Genomic DNA, 16,421 nt, shown 5'->3' on the forward strand with positions numbered 1-16,421 from the left:
CGCGGGGCCCTGGCCCCCCGGAAACAGACGGGGCGGCGCATGTCCCCCGCCGCGGCCCCCGGGGCCCCCGCCGCCGCCCTGTCACCCCCCGCCGCGGGGGGGGGCCCCCCGGGGGGGCGCCCACCCCTCGCGAGGACGATCGGGAGTCCTACTCGGACAGCTCCGCCGCCACCAGCTCCGCGATCTGGACCGCGTTCAGGGCCGCGCCCTTGCGGAGGTTGTCGCCGGAGATGAACAGCGCGAGGCCGTTGTCGACGGTCTCGTCGGCGCGGATACGGCCCACGTAGGAGACGTCCTTGCCGGCCGCCTGGAGCGGGGTCGGGATGTCGGAGAGCGCCACGCCCGGGGCCCCGGCCAGCAGCTCGGTCGCGCGCTCCGGGGAGATCGGGCGCTCGAAGCGGGCGTTGACCTGGAGGGAGTGCCCGGAGAAGACCGGGACGCGGACACAGGTGCCGGAGACCTTCAGCTCGGGGAGCTCCAGGATCTTGCGGGACTCGTTGCGGAGCTTCTGCTCCTCGTCGGTCTCGTTCAGGCCGTCCTCGACGAGGTTGCCGGCGAAGGGCAGCACGTTGAAGGCGATGGGGCGCTTGTAGACCTGCGGCTCGGGGAAGTCGACCGCCTCGCCGTCGTGGGTGAGCTTGTCGGCGTCGGCGACGACCTTCTGGACCTGGCCGTGCAGCTCCGCCACGCCCGCGAGCCCGGAGCCGGAGACCGCCTGGTAGGTGGTGGCGACGAGCGCCGTCAGACCCGCCTCGGCGTCCAGCACCTTCAGGACCGGCATCGCGGCCATCGTGGTGCAGTTCGGGTTGGCGATGATGCCCTTGGGGCGGTCCGCGACGGCGTGCGGGTTCACCTCGGAGACCACCAGGGGCACCTCGGGGTCCTTGCGCCAGGCCGAGGAGTTGTCGATCACGACGGCGCCCTGCGAGGCGACCTTCTCCGCCAGCGCCCGGGAGGTGGCGCCGCCCGCCGAGAACAGCACGATGTCCAGGCCCGTGTAGTCCGCCGTCGACGCGTCCTCGACCGTCACGCCGTCCAGGACCGACCCCGCCGAACGGGCCGAGGCGAACAGGCGCAGCTCGGTGACGGGGAAGTCGCGGTCCTTGAGGATCCTGCGCATGACCGTGCCGACCTGACCGGTGGCTCCGACGATTCCGACCCTCACGGTGACTCCTTCGCGTGCGTACTGCGTGGCCTGGACGTTTCCATCATGCGTCTCACCCGGGCCGTTGTGTCCAATCCTTTGCCCGAGGGATGGGACGGCACTCCTGCCAGGGGCGCGGCTCCGGCGTCTCCTCGCCGGGCGACCGCACGGGGAGGAACGTGTCCGAGACGCGATGCGGACCGGAAGAAGTTGCGAGTTTCCGGTGCGGGAACGGATTTTCGTCGACCTCGAAGAGATGGATCACGGCCGATCCGGAGATCACCGGCTCCGCCTCGGGTCCGGTGTGACGAACGACTCCGTACCAGCCACCCGTGGTCCGGGCTCCGAGCGCGGGGTCGCGTCGAGCCGGGCCGGCTCCACACGCCACTGCGTGCTCCCGTTGGCACGGACCGTGACGAAGCGGTGTCCCCGCGATCTTCCGGCGGCTCACGGTGACAGTGAAGATCACGCGAAGAAAGAATTTCCGTGCCCCGGGCCGAACGTTTCCGCCCGGGTCGGCGTCATAGAGGAAACGCGGCGAGGAGAGGGGGAGCCGTGCTGCGCAGAAAGGCCCGCCACGGGCAGGGGGACGTCGTCGACGACCCCCTGGACGCGGCCCAGGAACGCCGGGTGCGCGCGGTGCTCGCGCTCGGCGGTGTACCGCAGGCGGACCTGCCGGACGGGGTGCAGCAGGTCCGCCTGCGGCTGCTGGAGCGGGCGGCGAAGGGGTACGAGGCTCCGCGCGACGTCTCCGCGTGGGCGGCCGTCGTCGCCTCCAACCTCGCCATGGACTGGCACCGCGCCAAGCGCCGCCAGGAGCGCATCGGTGAACGCCTCGCCTCCTTCCGGCAGTTGGAGCACCCCTCCGGCGAGGACACCAGCGTGCTCTCGCTCGCCGTCGCCCAGGGGCTCGACGAACTGCCCGACGCCCAGCGCCAGGTCGTCGTGCTGCGGTTCTACGCCGATCTGCCGGTCCGTGACATCGCCCGGGAACTCGGCGTCCCGGAGGGCACGGTCAAGAGCAGGCTGCACACGGCGGTCCGCGCCCTGCGCGCCCGTCTGCACGAGGACGAGGTGGTGTGACATGACCGCCGAACACCAGGGCGCCGACGCGCTGATGGCCGCGATCACCGGCGAGCCGCTGCCCGAGGGCACGGACGCCGCCTGCCTCGCCGAGCACCGCGAGGCCGCCGCCGATGTGGCGCTGCTGCGCGAGCAGTTGGGGCTCATCGCCGACGCGCTCGTCGAACCGCCACCGGCCCCGGCTTCGGCCGCCAGGAGAGTCCCGGCCGTCAGGAGAGTCCAGTCCGCCAGGAGAGTCCCGGCCGCCGGGAGTGCCCCGGCCCGTCCTTCCCGAGGCCGCCGACGCACCGCCGTCCGGTTCGCCTTCGGCGGTCTCGCGGTGGCCGCGGTCGCCTCCGTGGTCGCCGGAGTGGGCTGGCTGGCGGCCCAGGGCGCCGACGGCATCGGGGGCTCCCAGGCCGACAGCGCCAGCGGCGCGAAGTCCCAGCCCGAGGCCGACGCCGGCACCCGCTTCGGCAGCCCCTACTACCTCGCCTGCACCCGGCTGGTCGCCGAGGGCACCGTCGCCTCGGTCGAACGCCTCGCGGACGGGGTGCAGTTGAGGGTGGTCGTGGACGTGATCCGCTACTACAAGCAGGAGGAGAAGCGCCCGGAGCGGCTCACCTACGTCGTCGAGGACACCTTCGCCCCCGGCCTCGTCCGTGGTGAGCGGGTGCTCTTCGGGGTCCCGCAGGGCGCCGCGGTGCCCGACCACTGGGTGGTCGGCGAGCAGGCGGTGGCCCGCGAACGGGCCTGGATCCAGGCCTCGTTGCCACAGTCGCGCGAGCTGGGCTGCTGAGACCCGGCAGGACGGCAAGAGGGGGACGGCACGAGGGGAAGGCACGAGGAAGGGGCGGGCGCCCGGTGGACGCCCGCCCCTCATGCCGTAACGATGACTTACGGCGTGACCTTCTCGATCTTCACGCTGCCGATGCCCGCGACCGTGCCGCGCGCGTTGACCAGCTGGACCTGACCGAAGAACTCACGGCCCTCCGGAGCGGCCGCCAGGGCGGTGACCTTCGCGGAGACGTTCGCGGAGGCGCCGGTGCCCAGCTTCACCGCGGCCGAGTCGTCGACCGAGACGGAGCCCAGGGCGGCGGAGAAGAACACGTCCTGGTAGTCGTAGGCGGTGGAGCCGGCCGGGATCGCGTAGCCGATGACCTGGACGGTGTACGTGCCGGCGGCCGGGGAGGCCACCGAGACGGACTCCTCGGAGTCGCCGTCGGCGGAGGTGCCCGCCTCGCTGCCGTCGGGGGCGAGGACGACCAGGTCGAGGTCGGCGGCCGCGTCGGAGACGTTGCCGATGGCCACGTCCAGGGACTTGGCGCCCGCGGGCACCTCGACCGTGCTGACCTGGGTTTCGCCGTTGGCGATGGTCGGGCGGGCCGACTTGGCCGAGCCGAGCGGGCCGCCGACGAGCTTGCCGTCGAGCGCGGCGAACTTGTTCGTCACCGTCCAGGAGACGGCGGCCGGGGTGCCGACCTTGGCCTCGGGCACGGTCACGACCTCCGGGGCGAAGGTGGCGCCCAGGACGCTGACGTCCAGCTTGTAGGGGTTGTCGAGCAGCGGCGACGTACGGCGCGACTCGACCTCGATCTCCCAGACGCCCGCGACCGGGTTCGCGTACGAACGCACGTCGGGCTTGCAGCCGTTGCCGTCGAGGTAGTTGTTGTAGCAGAACGGCGTACCGGCGAACGCGGAGTCCTCAGCGGACACGCCGTAGGGGTGGATCGCCATGAACCGGGTCTGGCTCTTGTCCTTCAGCCCGCCGATGGCGACCTCGAGGGACGTGGCGCCCTCGGGGACGGTCACGAAGTAGTGCTGCGAGCTGTTGCGCTGGACGGTGTGCGACGCCGAGTAGGTGTACTTCAGCGGCGCCGAGACCACGACCGTGTTGAGGATCTGCTGGTCGATGCCCTCGGTGCGCGGGTCGTCGACCTCGAGGATCGCGCTCTTGAGGCCGGCGGTCGGCGACTTCGCGGCGATCTTGACGGTGACCGGCTTGTTCAGCCCCAGCTTGATCTCGTCCGAGCCGGCGATCGAGAACGTGCCGGAGGCGTTGTTCTCCAGGTGCAGCTCGTGGCGGATCGCCTTGTCGGGGCCGGACGTACGGGTGATGGTGACCTCGTACGACTTCTTCACGCCGGCCTTCAGGCCGCCCTCACGGTCGTAGATGCCGGTGCCGAAGCCCGGCGTCTTCAGGAACTGGTCGAGCGCGGTGTCGACCGGTGCCTTGACGGTGTAGTCGTGGGCGGTCGCGCCGTCCTTGATGGAGTCCCAGGCGTCCTCGATGTTGATGAGGCCCGCGCCCTCCTCGTACGCCTGCACACCCTTGATGTGGTCGGCGGTCGAGGTCAGCGCCGTGCGCAGGGTCTTCGGGGTGAGCTCGATGCCCTTGGCCTTGGCGGCGGACAACAGCAGCGCCGAGGCGCCCGCGGCCTGCGGGGACGCCATCGAGGTGCCCTGGAGCATGCCGTAGCCGGCCGGCAGCGAGTAGCCCGCCTCGGCGACCGGGGCGCCCGGCAGCCAGGTCTGGATCGTGTTGATCGCGGCACCCGGGGCGACCAGGGTCGGGGCGAAGCCGCCGTCCTCACGCGGGCCGCGCGAGGAGAACGGCATCATCGCGTACTTCTTCTCCACGACCGAGCCGTAGTTGACGTACCAGGTCGCCTTGGAGATCGAGGCACCGACGGAGATCACCTTGTCGGCCAGACCGGGGTCGCCGATGGTGTTGGCACCGGGGCCGGAGTTGCCGGCCGAGATGACCAGCTGGACGCCGTAGGTGTCGATGAGGCGGGTGTAGAGCTCGGAACGCGCGTTGTTGCCGTCGTTCAGCGCCGGGAGACCGCCGATGGACATGTTGACGATGTCGACGCCGCGGTTGGCGACGAGGTCGATCATGCCCTCGGTGAGCGCGATGTTGGTGCAGCCGGGGCCGAACACGCACGCGCGGGAGGAGACCAGCTTGGCGCCCGGGGCGGCACCGTTCATCTTGCCGCCGAACAGGCTGTTGGCGGCGGTGATACCGGCGACGTGCGTGCCGTGCTCGCTGGAGATCATGCCGATGTTGACGTAGTCGGCCTTGGCGCCGGAGGCGTTGTAGACGACGTCCTTGCGGATCTCGGCGACGAACGGGATGCGCTCGGAGACCTCGGTCGCCGGGTTGTCCGTGCCGAAGTAGGCGATCTGGTGGCCGTCCTTGTACGGCTTCAGGGCCTCTTCGTCGGTGAAGTCGTGGTCGTCGTCGAGGTCGACCCGCATGGTGCCGGCCGCGGCGTCGTAGAGCACGCCCCAGGCGTCGGTGGTGTCGCCGTCCCGGTTGACGTCGCCCGCCTGGTCGCCGCCGGACGTCACGGACTCGTAGAAGTAGTTGAACTTGTACGAGCCGTCCGGTGCCTTGAAGGTCTCGGCGGCGCCGCCCGCGGGGGTCGCCGAGAACGCCGGGCCGGCCACGGAGGTGGTCATCCGGCGCCAGGAGAGGTCGCCGTCGGAGACCGGGTCGGTGGAGGTGACCCAGTCGACGACCTTGCGCTCACCGGTGGTGGTCTTCTGGAGCGACGGGTGGCCGAGGTCGATGCCCGAGTCGAGGATGCCGATGGTGATGCCGCGGCCGTCCGCCTTCGGGTGGTCCTCGACGAAGTCGACGGCGCCCGTCTCGAAGGACGGGTTGTACGGGTTCTCGGCGGGGGTCTGCTTGCCGGGGGCCTTGGGGGAGGCCGTCGCACCGGCGGCACGCTTGGCGGTGTCCGCGCTCGGCGCCGGGTCGTCCAGCGGGATCTCCTGGCGCAGGTCGATGCCGTGCACGGAGGAGAGCTTGACGGCGGCGGCGATGGCCGAGTCCGCCTTCGCGGTGGGGACGGTGGCCCGGACGTATCCGACCTTGTCGAAGGTGCGGCCCACGAGACCGCCGTCGACGGCGTCCAGCTGCTTGGCGACCTGCTCGGTCTGCCCCGGAGCGGTCGCGATCATCATCGAGATGGTCTTGTCGCCCTCGGCCTTCGCCTCGGCGAGCAGGTCCGCGTCGTCCGAACCGAGCTTGCCGTGGGCGGACTTGGCGCCCGGGTCGGCCGCGGCCGGCGTGTCGGCGTCGGCCGCGAACGCCATGGGTATCGGCCCGGCGGCGGAGAGCGCGGCGACGAGACCGGCGGCGACGGCTATGCGCACCACGCGTCTCGCGCCGCCCGATATCGGTTCGCGCTGAGGGGTGAGGGTCATCGGCATCCCTTGTAGGTAAAGGAACGTGCGGTAGCGGCCGGGGCCGATCGGTCCTGACCGCGAAGGCCCGGAACGAGATCCCGGACGATCGCACAGCTTTACGCATGGGAAGGATGTTTAGGGAGAGTTGACCGAATCGATATGGGCGTATGGGGAAAACCCGCGATCCGTTTTAGGGAGTTGAGCGACAAAAGGGATGAGTCGCTCGCCCGGTTCTCAGAATTGTCTGGTACAACCGTCAACTTTCCTTGGTGCGCGCGTAGTGCCGCGACGCCTTCGCCCGGTTCCCGCAGGCGGCCATCGAGCACCAGCGGCGGGTGCCGTTCCGTGAGGTGTCGAAGAAGTGCAGGATGCACGCGTCGTGGGCGCAGGTGCGGATCCGGTCCGGCGCGGTGCTGAGGAGTTCCAGATAGTCGCGGGCGGCGAGCCATGCCGGACCCCAGGCGGCGTCGCGGAACTCGGGCGCCTCGCCCGGCCCCTCGGCGGTCAGGGTGGCCCGGATCCGTCCGTGGGCGAGGATGTCGTCGACCGGTTCCGTGGCGCCCTGGTGGACCGCCCGGTGCAGCGCGTCCCGGGCCTGGAGGGTGTGGCGCAGGGTGGCCGCGTCGGCGTCGAACCGCCCGCCGAGCCCGTTCGCCGTCAGCCATACGGCCAGTCCGTCCGTGTCCGCCAGGAGGTCCTGCACGGCCCCCTCCCGCATCCACCGCGTGTTGAGCAGGTCGAGGGCGAGGGGCTCGCCGGTGAGGGGACGGGGGTCGGCGGACATGTGGGGCTCCCTTCCGTGCTAACCGCTCAAGGGTACGTGACCGGTTGCGCTCACCCTCTCTAACCCTTAACCTCTCAATAACTGGTTAGATCTGATCTGCTGCTGAAGGGGACCGTCATGACCCTGCGTACCGGCCACATCGGCCTGAACGTCACCGACCTCGACCGCTCGCTCGCGTTCTACCGCGACGTCCTGGGCTTCACGGCGATCGGCGAGGGCAAGGAGGAGGGCCGCCGCTACGCGTTCCTGGGCGACGGCGAGAGCCTCGTCCTCACCCTCTGGCAGCAGGCGGAGGCGGCCTTCGCGGGCGACCGCGCCGGCCTGCACCACCTCGCCTTCGAGGCCGACTCGATCGAGCGGGTCCGGCAGTACGAGCAGGCGCTGCGCACGGACGGCGTGGACTTCGCCCACGAGGGGGTCGTCGCCCACCGGGAGGGCTCGGCGTCGGGCGGCATCTTCTTCCACGACCCGGACGGCACCCGCCTGGAGATCTCGGTGCCGAGCGGCGCGGACGGCGCGCCTGCCCCGGTCGAGGCGGCTCCGACCTGCGGCTTCTTCTAGCCATGAGCGTCCACGACATGAGCGGCACCGACCCGGGGGTCTATCACGCGGGCTCACGGGCCGTGCAGGACCGGGTGGGGGTGCGGGAGGCCGCGGACCATGTGGGGCGGTCGATCGGCGAGGGCATCAAGCCGGTCGCCGCGGCCTTCCTGGAGGCGCAGCCGTTCCTGGTGCTCGGCGCCGAGGACCCGGCGACGGGCCGGGTGTGGGCCTCGGTGCTCACCGGCACGCCGGGTTTCGTCCGCGCCACCGGAGCGCACCGGATGTCGGTGGCGGGCGGCCTTCTGGAGACCGACCCGCTCGCCGGCGCGCTCACCACGCCCGAACTGCCCGTCGGCACGATCGCCCTCGACCCGCGCACCCGCCGCCGCATGCGCCTGAACGGGCGCCTCCGGCCGACGCGGGAGGGGTTCGCGGTGGAGGCGGAGAGGGTGTTCGCCAACTGCCCCAAGTACCTGCAACGCAGGGAGTCCTACGAGGTGATCGGCGACCGGCGGCCGGGCCCGCAGCGGCGCGGCGGTGAACTGACCCCGGAGGAGGCCGGGTTCGTCACCGCGGCGGACACCTTCTTCCTGGCCACGACCCACCCCGCGGGCGCCGACGCCAGCCACCGGGGCGGCAACCCCGGTTTCGTGACGGTGCGTTCAGCGCGCGAGCTGAGCTGGCGGGACTACCCGGGCAACGCCATGTTCCTCACGCTCGGCAACCTCGCGGCCGACCCCCGGGCGGGCCTGCTGTTCCTGGACTGGACGACGGGCACCGTGCTCCAGCTGACGGGCGAGGCGAGGACGGAGTTCGACGGCGGGGAACGCAGGGTGCGCTTCACGCTGACGGAGGCCGTGCGGACACCGTCGGCGGTGCCGCTGCGCTGGTCGGCGCCCGCATACTCACCGGCCAATCCGGACCCGGCGGGCTAACTTGCCCGTATGCGCAAGAACGTGAGGGTGGCGGCCTACGCCATATGCGTCCGTGACGGCCAACTCCTCCTCGCCCGCTGGGTGGGCGGCGACGGACGCCCGGAGTGGACCCTGCCGGGCGGCGGCATGGAGCACGGCGAGGACCCGTACGACACCGTCCACCGGGAGGTGGCCGAGGAGACGGGCTACACCATCGAGATCACCGGCCTGCTCGGCGTGCGCTCACGCCGCCACGTCTCCCGCCGCCGCTTCGGCCGCACCGTCGACCACCACGGCGTGGGCCTCGTCTACGAGGCCCGCGTCACCGGCGGCGAACTGCGCCCCGAGGTCGGCGGCTCCACCGACATGGCCGCCTGGCACGACCTCGACGCGGTGCCCGACCTGAACCGCGTCAACCTGGTCGACGTCGGACTGCGGCTGTGGCGGGAGCGGCCGGTGACAGGGCGGGTGGTACAGCGGTAGTACCCCGGGAGATGAACGCGGAGTGACCGCCTCCCGGCCGTTCGAGGAGCGGGCGTGGACGCGCAGGGCAGCCCAAGATCCACGTACGGTGATCGGCGTCGGTCGTTGCCGTCTCGTTCACGCGCAGGCCATCCCCGGTGCCAACGATCCAGGGTGAGCGGGTTGTTCGCGACTGCGGACCCCCCGCGACCACTGCCGACGCGTTCGCACTCGGGGAGACCGCGCCATGTCGCGCACACGCTCTGTCAACCGCCGTACCGTCCTCGCCGCCACCGGCGCCGCAGCCGTCTCCGCGGGCGTCGGCTACGCCCTGCGGCCCACCGACAGCCAGGCCGCCACCACGGCCCCCGGCACCGGCACCGGCACCGCCGCCGAGGCGCCCGTCGCCCAGTCCCGGCAGGCCCCGGCCGCCGCCCCGCTCGCCCCGTACACCCGCGGCACGACCGTCGCGACCGTCGCCGCCCCCCGTACCTCCTCCGGCTTCCGCCGCCTCGGCGACGGCATCGGCTGGCGCCGGGTGGTCCGCGACGACCTCGCCACCCCGAAGTCGGGGCGGGCCGGGCGCCGGACCGCGCTCGCCGCCTTCGTGCAGCTCACCGATCTGCACCTGATGGACACCCAGCACCCGCTGCGCCTGGAGTACCTGCGTTCCACCGACGTGCACGCCTGGCGGCCGCAGGAGGCGCTCACCGTGCACGGGGCGGTCGCGCTCGTGGAACGGGTCAACGCGCTGCGCGGCGGACCGGTGACCGGCGCGCCGCTGCACTTCGCCATGACCACCGGCGACAACACGGACAACAACGCGAGGTCCGAGCTGGAGTGGTTCATGAAGGTCATGAGCGGCGGCCGCATCCGCCCCAACTCCGGTGACCCACGCCACTACGAGGGCGTCCAGAACAGCGGCATCAAGCAGTACTGGCAGCCCGACACCACCGTCCGCGACGCCGACAAGCAGCGTGGTTTCCCGCACCTCGACGGCTTCCTGGCCGCCGCGATCCGCGAGCTGAACAGTCCCGGCCTGAACCTGCCCTGGTACTCCACGGTCGGCAACCACGACTCCATGCCGCTGGGCTGCTACGCCTCGCACGGCGACTCCTGGCTCACCGAGTACGCGGTCGGCGGGAAGAAGCTGATGAGCCTGCCCGCGGCCGAGGCGAAGAAGCTCCAGGACGCGATCAAGAAGGCCAAGGACCCCCGGGGCGTGGGCTTCCGCGACCTGCTCAAGGCACACGCCCGCGACATGCGCTCGGTGACCCCGGACGCGTCACGGGCCCCGTTCACGCCGCGCGAGTACCTCCAGGCCCACCTGGACCCGGCGTACCGCGGCCTCGGTCCGGTCGGCCACGGCTACTCCACCGCCAACCTCGACGCGGGCACCCAGTACTACTCCTTCCGTATCGCCGAGGACGTCATCGGCATCAGCCTCGACACCACCGACGCGGGCGGCCACTACGAGGGGTCCGTGGGATCCGCCCAGCTGAAGTGGCTGGAGCGGACCCTGAAGGAGAACCAGGACTCCTACGCCGTGATCTTCAGTCACCACACCAGCTCGTCCATGGACAACACCCGCCCCGACCCGGCCCGCCCCGGCGAGCGGCGGCACACCGGTGCGGAGGTCCTCGCCCTGCTCGGCCGGCACCGCAACGTCCTCGCCTGGGTGAACGGCCACATCCACCGCAACGAGATCACCGCGCACGCCGTCGGCGAGGGCCGCTCCTTCTGGGAGATCTCCACCGCCTCCCACGTCGACTACCCCCAACTCGCCCGCGTCATCGAGCTGGTGGACAACAAGGACGGCACGATCTCCCTGTTCACCACCTGCGTGGAGTCCTCCGCCCCGCACCGCACGGACTTCGCCGACCTCTCCCAGACCGGCCTCGCCGCCCTCTACCGCGAGTTGTCCTACAACGCCCCCGGCGCCCGCACCGACCTCGCGGGCGGTGCCCGGGACCGCAACACGGAGCTGGTGCTGAAGAAGGGCTGAAAGCCGCTCAACCGGCGCACCCGGCGCAACCCCGGTGATCTCGGCCGGGTCTCCCTCCCCGACCACGCTCGGTGAAGAGCACACAGGGGAGAGACATGACCGTACGGACGACTCTCGTGGCGGCGACGGCCGTGGCGCTGTCACTGGCCCTGGCGGGCCCGGCGTTCGCGGCCGCACCTGCCGGAGGCGGCCACGAGGCGACCCGCGAGGCGATCGAGGCCGCGGTGAAGGACGGCGTGCCCGGGGTCACGGCGACGGCGAGGACCGGACCCCGCGTCTGGTCCACGACCGCCGGCGTGGGCGACCTCGGGACGGGCCGGCCGCGTTCGGTCCACGACCGGTACCGCGTCGGCAGCATCACCAAGACCTTCGTGTCGACGGTGCTGCTGCAACTGGAGGCGGAGGGCCGGCTGTCGCTGGACGACAAGGTGGCGAAGTGGCTGCCGGGTACCGTCCGGGGCAACGGCCACGACGGCCGCCGCATCACCCTGCGCCGGCTCCTCGACCACACCAGCGGCATCTTCGACTACACCGCCGACGACGACTTCGTCAGGACGTACTTCCTCAAGGACGGCTTCTTCGCGCATCGCTACGACACGAAGGCACCGGCGGACCTGGTGGCCGTCGCGATGACCCACAAGCCGGACTTCGCGCCGGGCACGTCCTGGAACTACTCCAACACCAACTACGTCGTGGCGGGCATGGTGATCGAGAAGGTCACGGGCAGACCGTACGGAGAGGAGGTCCGGCGGCGGATCGTCGAGCCGCTGTCCCTGACCGCCACCTCCGTCCCCGGCACCCGGGTCACCGTCCCGGGGCCCAGCAGCCGCGCCTACTCCAAGCTCGGCGGGGCGGCGACGGGACCGACGTACGACGTCACCAGGCTGAACCCCTCGCTCGCCTCCTCGGCGGGCGAGATGATCTCGGACTCCTCCGACCTGAACCGCTTCTACTCCGCGCTGCTGCGGGGCAGGCTGCTCCCGCCGAAGCAGCTGAAGGAGATGAAGACGACCGTGCCGGTCGACGTCATCCCGAACGCCGGCTACGGCCTCGGCCTCATCGACCGCAAGCTGTCCTGCGGCGTCCACGTCTGGGGCCACGGCGGCGGCATCCACGGCTCGAACTCGGAGGCGGTGACCACGGCGGACGGCCGCCACACCCTCGCCCTCAACCTCAACGGGGACTGGTCGGGGGACACCGACGCCGTGATCGAGGCGGAGTTCTGCGGCTAGGACCGTGGCGCCGGGCGCCGGCGCGCGCGTGAGGAGGGGCCGCCGATCCCCCTCCGATCGGCGGCCCCTCCTCTCCCCTCCTGGTGCTGCCCGGTCCGTCACTACCGGGGCAGCACCACGACATACGCCGCCGGATCGCGGTCGCCCGACGCCATCAGGGCCGTACGGACCACGGCCGCCTGCTGTTCCATGGCCTCGCGGAGCTTTTTCGGCGTGATGTGCACGACCGTGATGCCGAGGCGTTCCAGGGTTTCGCGCTTGCGGGCGTACTCCGACCACAGGGCGTCCTCGTCCTGGCGCGGGGCCCGGGTGTCCAGCTCCACCGCGACCGCCTGCTCGGGCCAGTACGCGTCCAGGCCGCCGAGGTGGGGGCCGCCGGGCAGCCGCAGGTCGACGTTCCAGATCGGGTCCGGCAGACCGTGCTCGCGCACCATCCGGTACAGCCGGTCCTCCGCGATCGCCCTGCCCTCCGCGAGCAGGGAGTCCACCGCGTCCACCACGTGCGGCCGGCCCAGCAGCTTGGCGTTGTTCAACTCCCGTACCACCGCCGCCGGTTCGCAGTGGCCGCCGCGGACCGCCTCGGTGAGCAGCCGGCGCACCACGCCCGCGTCCGACAGTTCCGCGACCGCGTCCGCCAGCGCGCGCGGCACCGGTGCCACCGGCAGGCCGGTGACCTGCTGGGGCTGCGGCAGGGACGTCGTGCGCACGACGCGGGCACAGCCCGTCGAGCGCAGCCGGCGCAGCCGCGGGACCAGGACGTCCAGCGTGTCCTGGGACATCAGCGGCGGCGCCGAGGTGAAGCCGTGCAGCGTCAGGGCGGCCAGACCCGTCAGCATCGCCTCCGTGTACGTCGGCGCGTGCGACTGCTCCGCGCCGGGCTGGGCCGGGACCCCGGCCGGGCGCTCCTTGGCCGCGTACATCAGGACCGCGTGCAGCCGCTCCTCGCTGGTGGGCGGGCCCGGGTGGAGCAGGACCACGCCCGGCAGGAGCTGCTGCCAGGGGCCGCCGGGGCGGCACTGCTCGTTGGTCTCGGACGACGAGACCCCGTGCGACCTCAACTGCGCGGCCGTCATCACCCGGCGGTGCACCTCCGAGAGGTGGCGGACCGGGCGGGGGGAGAGCGGGGGGACCGGGGTGTTGTGGTTCATGCAGCGGGGATTCCCGCCGTTGATCTGATTCCTAACCCCTGTTACACGCCTGTCGACGAATGCGGACAACACGGTACTAAAGGACGGGTGTTCGGATGCCGAGTAGGCGGCGAAAACCCCTGGTCCGAATGGGTGGGACCAGGGGTTACGGCCCTGATTGCCTGAACTTCGTAACGGCTACCGACCGCCCAAGCTCAGGCCAGCGATGTGATCAACCGGCGGTCGCGTCACATGCCTGGCCGCGCAGCGCCCGCGCCAGGTCGTCCCGCGCCTCCAGGACCAGCCGGCGCAGCGCCGGAGCCGCGTCCTGGTGCGCCGAGAGCCACGCGTCGGTCGCCTCCACCGTCTCCCGCGACTGCTGGAGCGCGGGGAACAGGCCGCCGACCACGTCCATGCCGATCTGGATCGACCGGTCCGTCCACACGCGCTCGATCGCCTCGAAGTACCGGGGGGCGTACGGCGCCAGCAACTCCCGCTGCGAGGACTGGTTCCAGCCCGAGATCGTCGCGCCGACCAGCGCGTTGGACAGCGCGTCCGACTCCACCACCTGCGCCCACGCCTGCGCCTTCACCGCCTGCGACGGCCGGGCCGCGAGACAGCGGACCTGGTGGCGCTTGCCGGACGCCGTGTCGTCACGGGCCAGCTCCGCCGCGAGGACGTCCTCGTCGGCGACCCCGTGCGCGGCCAGCGGCTCCAGGAACGCCCAGCGCAGCTCCTGGTCCACCGCCAGCCCGTCGATGCTCTCCGTGCCCGCCAACAGGCCCTGGAGCAGCTGGAGGTCGGCCTCGCCGGAGGCCACGGTCGCGAAGAACCGCGCCCACGCCAGCTGGTGCTCGCTGCCCGGCTCCGCCAGCCGCAGCTCCTTCAGCGCGCCCTCGGCCAGCAGCCGGCCGCCGGTGGCACGCCACTCGGGCGCCACGTAGTTGACCAGCGAGGAGTTCGCCCAGGCGTGCAGCATCTGGAGCACGCCGATGTCGGACTCCCGGCCCGCGAACCGCAGCACCAGGTCGACGAAGTCACGGGCGGGCAGCAGCGCGTCCCGTGTCATGTTCCACAGCGCCGACCAGCACAGCGCACGGGCGAGGGGGTCCGCGACGTCCCCCAGCCGCGCCTTGAGGGTCTCCAGGGAGGTCGCGTCGAACCGGGTCTTGCAGTACGTGAGGTCGTCGTCGTTGACCAGCACCAGCTCCGGCGCCGCCGCGCCCGCCAGGTCCGCCACGACCGTCCGTGGCCCGTCGACGTCCACCTCCACGCGCGCGTACCGCTCGACCGCCCCGTCGGCGCCCTTGCGGTACAGGCCCACCGCGACCCGGTGCGGGCGCAGTTCGGGGTGCGACTCGGCGGCCTCCTGGACCACGGCGACCTCGTCCACCAGGCCCTCGGGGTTCAACAGCACCTGCGGGGTCAGCGAGTTGACCCCGGCCGTCTGGAGCCAGGACCGCGACCACGCCGTCATGTCCCGGCCACTGGTCTCCTCCAGCACCGACAGCAGGTCGCCCAGGCGTGTGTTGCCGTACGCGTTGCGCTTGAAGTAGCGGCGCGCGCCCTCCAGGAACGCGTCCTGGCCGACGTACGCGACGAGCTGCTTGAGCACCGAGGCGCCCTTGGCGTAGGTGATGCCGTCGAAGTTGAGCTTGGCGTCCTGGAGGTCGCGGATGTCGGCGGTGATCGGATGCGTCGACGGCAGCTGGTCGGCGCGGTACGCCCAGGCCTTGCGGCGGTTGGCGAAGGTGATCCAGGCGTTCTCGAAGCGGGTCGCGCCGACGTTCGCGAACGTGCCCATGAAGTCCGCGAAGGACTCCTTCAGCCACAGGTCGTCCCACCAGACCATGGTGACCAGATCGCCGAACCACATGTGCGCCATCTCGTGCAGGATGACGTTGGCCCGCGCCTCGTAGGACGCCTGGGTCACCTTGCCGCGGAAGATGTACTCCTCGCGGAAGGTCACCAGGCCCGGGTTCTCCATCGCGCCGAGGTTGTACTCGGGCACGAACGCCTGGTCGTACTTCCCGAAGGGGTACGGGTAGTCGAAGTGGTCGTGGAAGAAGTCCAGGCCCTGCTTGGTGATCAGGAAGACGTCGTCGGCGTCGAAGTGCTTCGCGAGACCCTTGCGGCACAGGGCGCCGAGCGGGATCTCCAGCGTCGTGCCGTCGCCGAGGTCACGGGAGTACGAGTCGGTGACGTAGTGGTACGGACCGGCCACCACGCAGGTGATGTACGTCGAGATCGGCTTCGTCTGCGCGAACCGCCACACGCCGTCGGTCCGTTCACCGACACCGTTGCTCCAGACCGTCCACTCCTCGGGCGCGCGCACCTCGAAGCGGAACGGCGCCTTGAGGTCCGGCTGCTCGAAGTTCGCGAAGACCCGGCGGGAGTCGGCCGGCTCGTACTGCGTGTAGAGGTAGACCTCGCCGTCCTCGGGGTCGACGAAGCGGTGCAGGCCCTCGCCGGTGCGGGAGTAGGCGCACTGGGCGTCGACGACCAGCTCGTTGTCGGCGGCCAGGTCCTCCAGGAGGATCCGGGAGCCGTCGAAGACCTCGCTCGGGTCGAGGTCCTTGCCGTTGAGCGAGACGGCCGTCACCGTCGGCGCGATCAGGTCGGCGAAGCTCGACGCGCCGGGCCGCGCGCAGCGGAAGCGGATCGTGGTGACGGACCGGAAGGTGCGCGGAGCCTCGTCGGCGCCCGCGGGGCCCACGGCGGACCGGACGTCGAGCGACACGTCGTACCCGTCGACGGACAGCAGGGCGGCCCGCTCCCGGGCCTCGTCGCGGGACAGATTCTCACCGGGCACGGGCGGCACTCCCTCGGTCGACCAGCGGATGGTGTTCGGTATGTGGACAGCACCGATCCTGCCATGTGCCCCTGACGCGCGGCAGCGGGGAATGACGGCGGGAGCGGGGAATGGCGCGGGCCGCGGTCGGTGTTGCCTC

12 protein-coding genes are annotated in these 16,421 nt (G+C 71.6%); 7 read left to right on the top strand and 5 right to left on the bottom strand.

Annotated features, from left to right (window positions below; all coding sequences use genetic code 11):
* Positions 1-148: 148 nt before the first annotated feature.
* A complete protein-coding gene (locus ACH41F_RS00200; protein ID WP_391241341.1) occupies positions 149-1,165 on the bottom strand; it encodes an aspartate-semialdehyde dehydrogenase in 1,017 nt (338 codons plus the stop codon).
* Between the two features lie 534 nt (positions 1,166-1,699).
* Between ACH41F_RS00200 and ACH41F_RS00205 the strand changes: the two genes are divergently transcribed.
* Both ACH41F_RS00205 and ACH41F_RS00210 read left to right on the top strand, forming a co-directional pair.
* A complete protein-coding gene (locus ACH41F_RS00205) occupies positions 1,700-2,227 on the top strand; it encodes a sigma-70 family RNA polymerase sigma factor (RefSeq protein WP_391241344.1) in 528 nt (175 codons plus the stop codon).
* Position 2,228: 1 nt separating this feature from the next.
* Positions 2,229-3,005 carry a hypothetical protein gene (locus ACH41F_RS00210; RefSeq protein ID WP_391241347.1) on the top strand — a complete coding sequence of 259 codons (777 nt, stop codon included), beginning with the start codon at positions 2,229-2,231 and terminating at the stop codon, positions 3,003-3,005.
* A 98-nt stretch (positions 3,006-3,103) separates the two neighbouring features.
* Here the strand turns inward: ACH41F_RS00210 and ACH41F_RS00215 are convergent, their stop codons facing one another.
* On the bottom strand, positions 3,104-6,421 hold the full coding sequence (locus ACH41F_RS00215; RefSeq protein ID WP_398831817.1) for a S8 family serine peptidase: 3,318 nt from the start codon (positions 6,419-6,421) through the stop codon (positions 3,104-3,106).
* A gap of 238 nt (positions 6,422-6,659) precedes the next feature.
* Positions 6,660-7,187 carry a CGNR zinc finger domain-containing protein gene (locus ACH41F_RS00220; protein WP_398831819.1) on the bottom strand — a complete coding sequence of 176 codons (528 nt, stop codon included), beginning with the start codon at positions 7,185-7,187 and terminating at the stop codon, positions 6,660-6,662.
* Positions 7,188-7,304: 117 nt separating this feature from the next.
* Between ACH41F_RS00220 and ACH41F_RS00225 the strand changes: the two genes are divergently transcribed.
* The 5 genes from ACH41F_RS00225 to ACH41F_RS00245 all read left to right on the top strand — a co-directional run bounded on the left by ACH41F_RS00225 (position 7,305) and on the right by ACH41F_RS00245 (position 12,343).
* Positions 7,305-7,748, top strand: coding sequence for a VOC family protein (locus ACH41F_RS00225; RefSeq protein ID WP_398831821.1), 444 nt, complete (start codon positions 7,305-7,307; stop codon positions 7,746-7,748).
* A gap of 2 nt (positions 7,749-7,750) precedes the next feature.
* Positions 7,751-8,665 (top strand): pyridoxamine 5'-phosphate oxidase family protein, encoded by a 915-nt coding sequence (locus tag ACH41F_RS00230; RefSeq protein WP_398831823.1) that lies wholly within the window; start codon positions 7,751-7,753, stop codon positions 8,663-8,665.
* 9 nt (positions 8,666-8,674) lie between these two features.
* Positions 8,675-9,127, top strand: coding sequence for an NUDIX domain-containing protein (locus ACH41F_RS00235; RefSeq protein ID WP_391241361.1), 453 nt, complete (start codon positions 8,675-8,677; stop codon positions 9,125-9,127).
* 226 nt (positions 9,128-9,353) lie between these two features.
* Positions 9,354-11,111, top strand: a complete 1,758-nt coding sequence (locus tag ACH41F_RS00240; RefSeq protein ID WP_398831826.1) for a TIGR03767 family metallophosphoesterase — start codon at positions 9,354-9,356, stop codon at positions 11,109-11,111.
* A 95-nt stretch (positions 11,112-11,206) separates the two neighbouring features.
* Entirely contained in the window at positions 11,207-12,343 is a 1,137-nt protein-coding gene (locus ACH41F_RS00245) for a serine hydrolase domain-containing protein (protein ID WP_398831828.1), read from the top strand.
* A 101-nt stretch (positions 12,344-12,444) separates the two neighbouring features.
* On the opposite strand, the gene ACH41F_RS00250 is transcribed toward ACH41F_RS00245, so the two are convergent.
* Both ACH41F_RS00250 and pepN read right to left on the bottom strand, forming a co-directional pair.
* A complete protein-coding gene (locus ACH41F_RS00250) occupies positions 12,445-13,491 on the bottom strand; it encodes a hypothetical protein (RefSeq protein WP_391241367.1) in 1,047 nt (348 codons plus the stop codon).
* Between the two features lie 211 nt (positions 13,492-13,702).
* Positions 13,703-16,282 carry an aminopeptidase N gene (pepN, locus tag ACH41F_RS00255; RefSeq protein WP_391241370.1) on the bottom strand — a complete coding sequence of 860 codons (2,580 nt, stop codon included), beginning with the start codon at positions 16,280-16,282 and terminating at the stop codon, positions 13,703-13,705.
* Positions 16,283-16,421 lie beyond the last annotated feature (139 nt).

The organism is Streptomyces sp. NPDC020489 (assembly GCF_044386545.1).
In the GTDB taxonomy this organism is placed as follows: domain Bacteria; phylum Actinomycetota; class Actinomycetes; order Streptomycetales; family Streptomycetaceae; genus Streptomyces.

What these genes read in the sequence shown, in the direction of transcription:
- ACH41F_RS00215 (WP_398831817.1), bottom strand. Translation starts at nt 6,421, where the DNA reads ATGACCCTCACCCCTCAGCGCGAACCGATATCGGGCGGCGCGAGACGC.
- ACH41F_RS00210 (WP_391241347.1), top strand. Translation starts at nt 2,229, where the DNA reads ATGACCGCCGAACACCAGGGCGCCGACGCGCTGATGGCCGCGATCACC.
- ACH41F_RS00230 (WP_398831823.1), top strand. Translation starts at nt 7,751, where the DNA reads ATGAGCGTCCACGACATGAGCGGCACCGACCCGGGGGTCTATCACGCG.
- ACH41F_RS00245 (WP_398831828.1), top strand. Translation starts at nt 11,207, where the DNA reads ATGACCGTACGGACGACTCTCGTGGCGGCGACGGCCGTGGCGCTGTCA.
- ACH41F_RS00225 (WP_398831821.1), top strand. Translation starts at nt 7,305, where the DNA reads ATGACCCTGCGTACCGGCCACATCGGCCTGAACGTCACCGACCTCGAC.
- ACH41F_RS00235 (WP_391241361.1), top strand. Translation starts at nt 8,675, where the DNA reads ATGCGCAAGAACGTGAGGGTGGCGGCCTACGCCATATGCGTCCGTGAC.
- ACH41F_RS00250 (WP_391241367.1), bottom strand. Translation starts at nt 13,491, where the DNA reads ATGAACCACAACACCCCGGTCCCCCCGCTCTCCCCCCGCCCGGTCCGC.
- ACH41F_RS00240 (WP_398831826.1), top strand. Translation starts at nt 9,354, where the DNA reads ATGTCGCGCACACGCTCTGTCAACCGCCGTACCGTCCTCGCCGCCACC.
- ACH41F_RS00220 (WP_398831819.1), bottom strand. Translation starts at nt 7,187, where the DNA reads ATGTCCGCCGACCCCCGTCCCCTCACCGGCGAGCCCCTCGCCCTCGAC.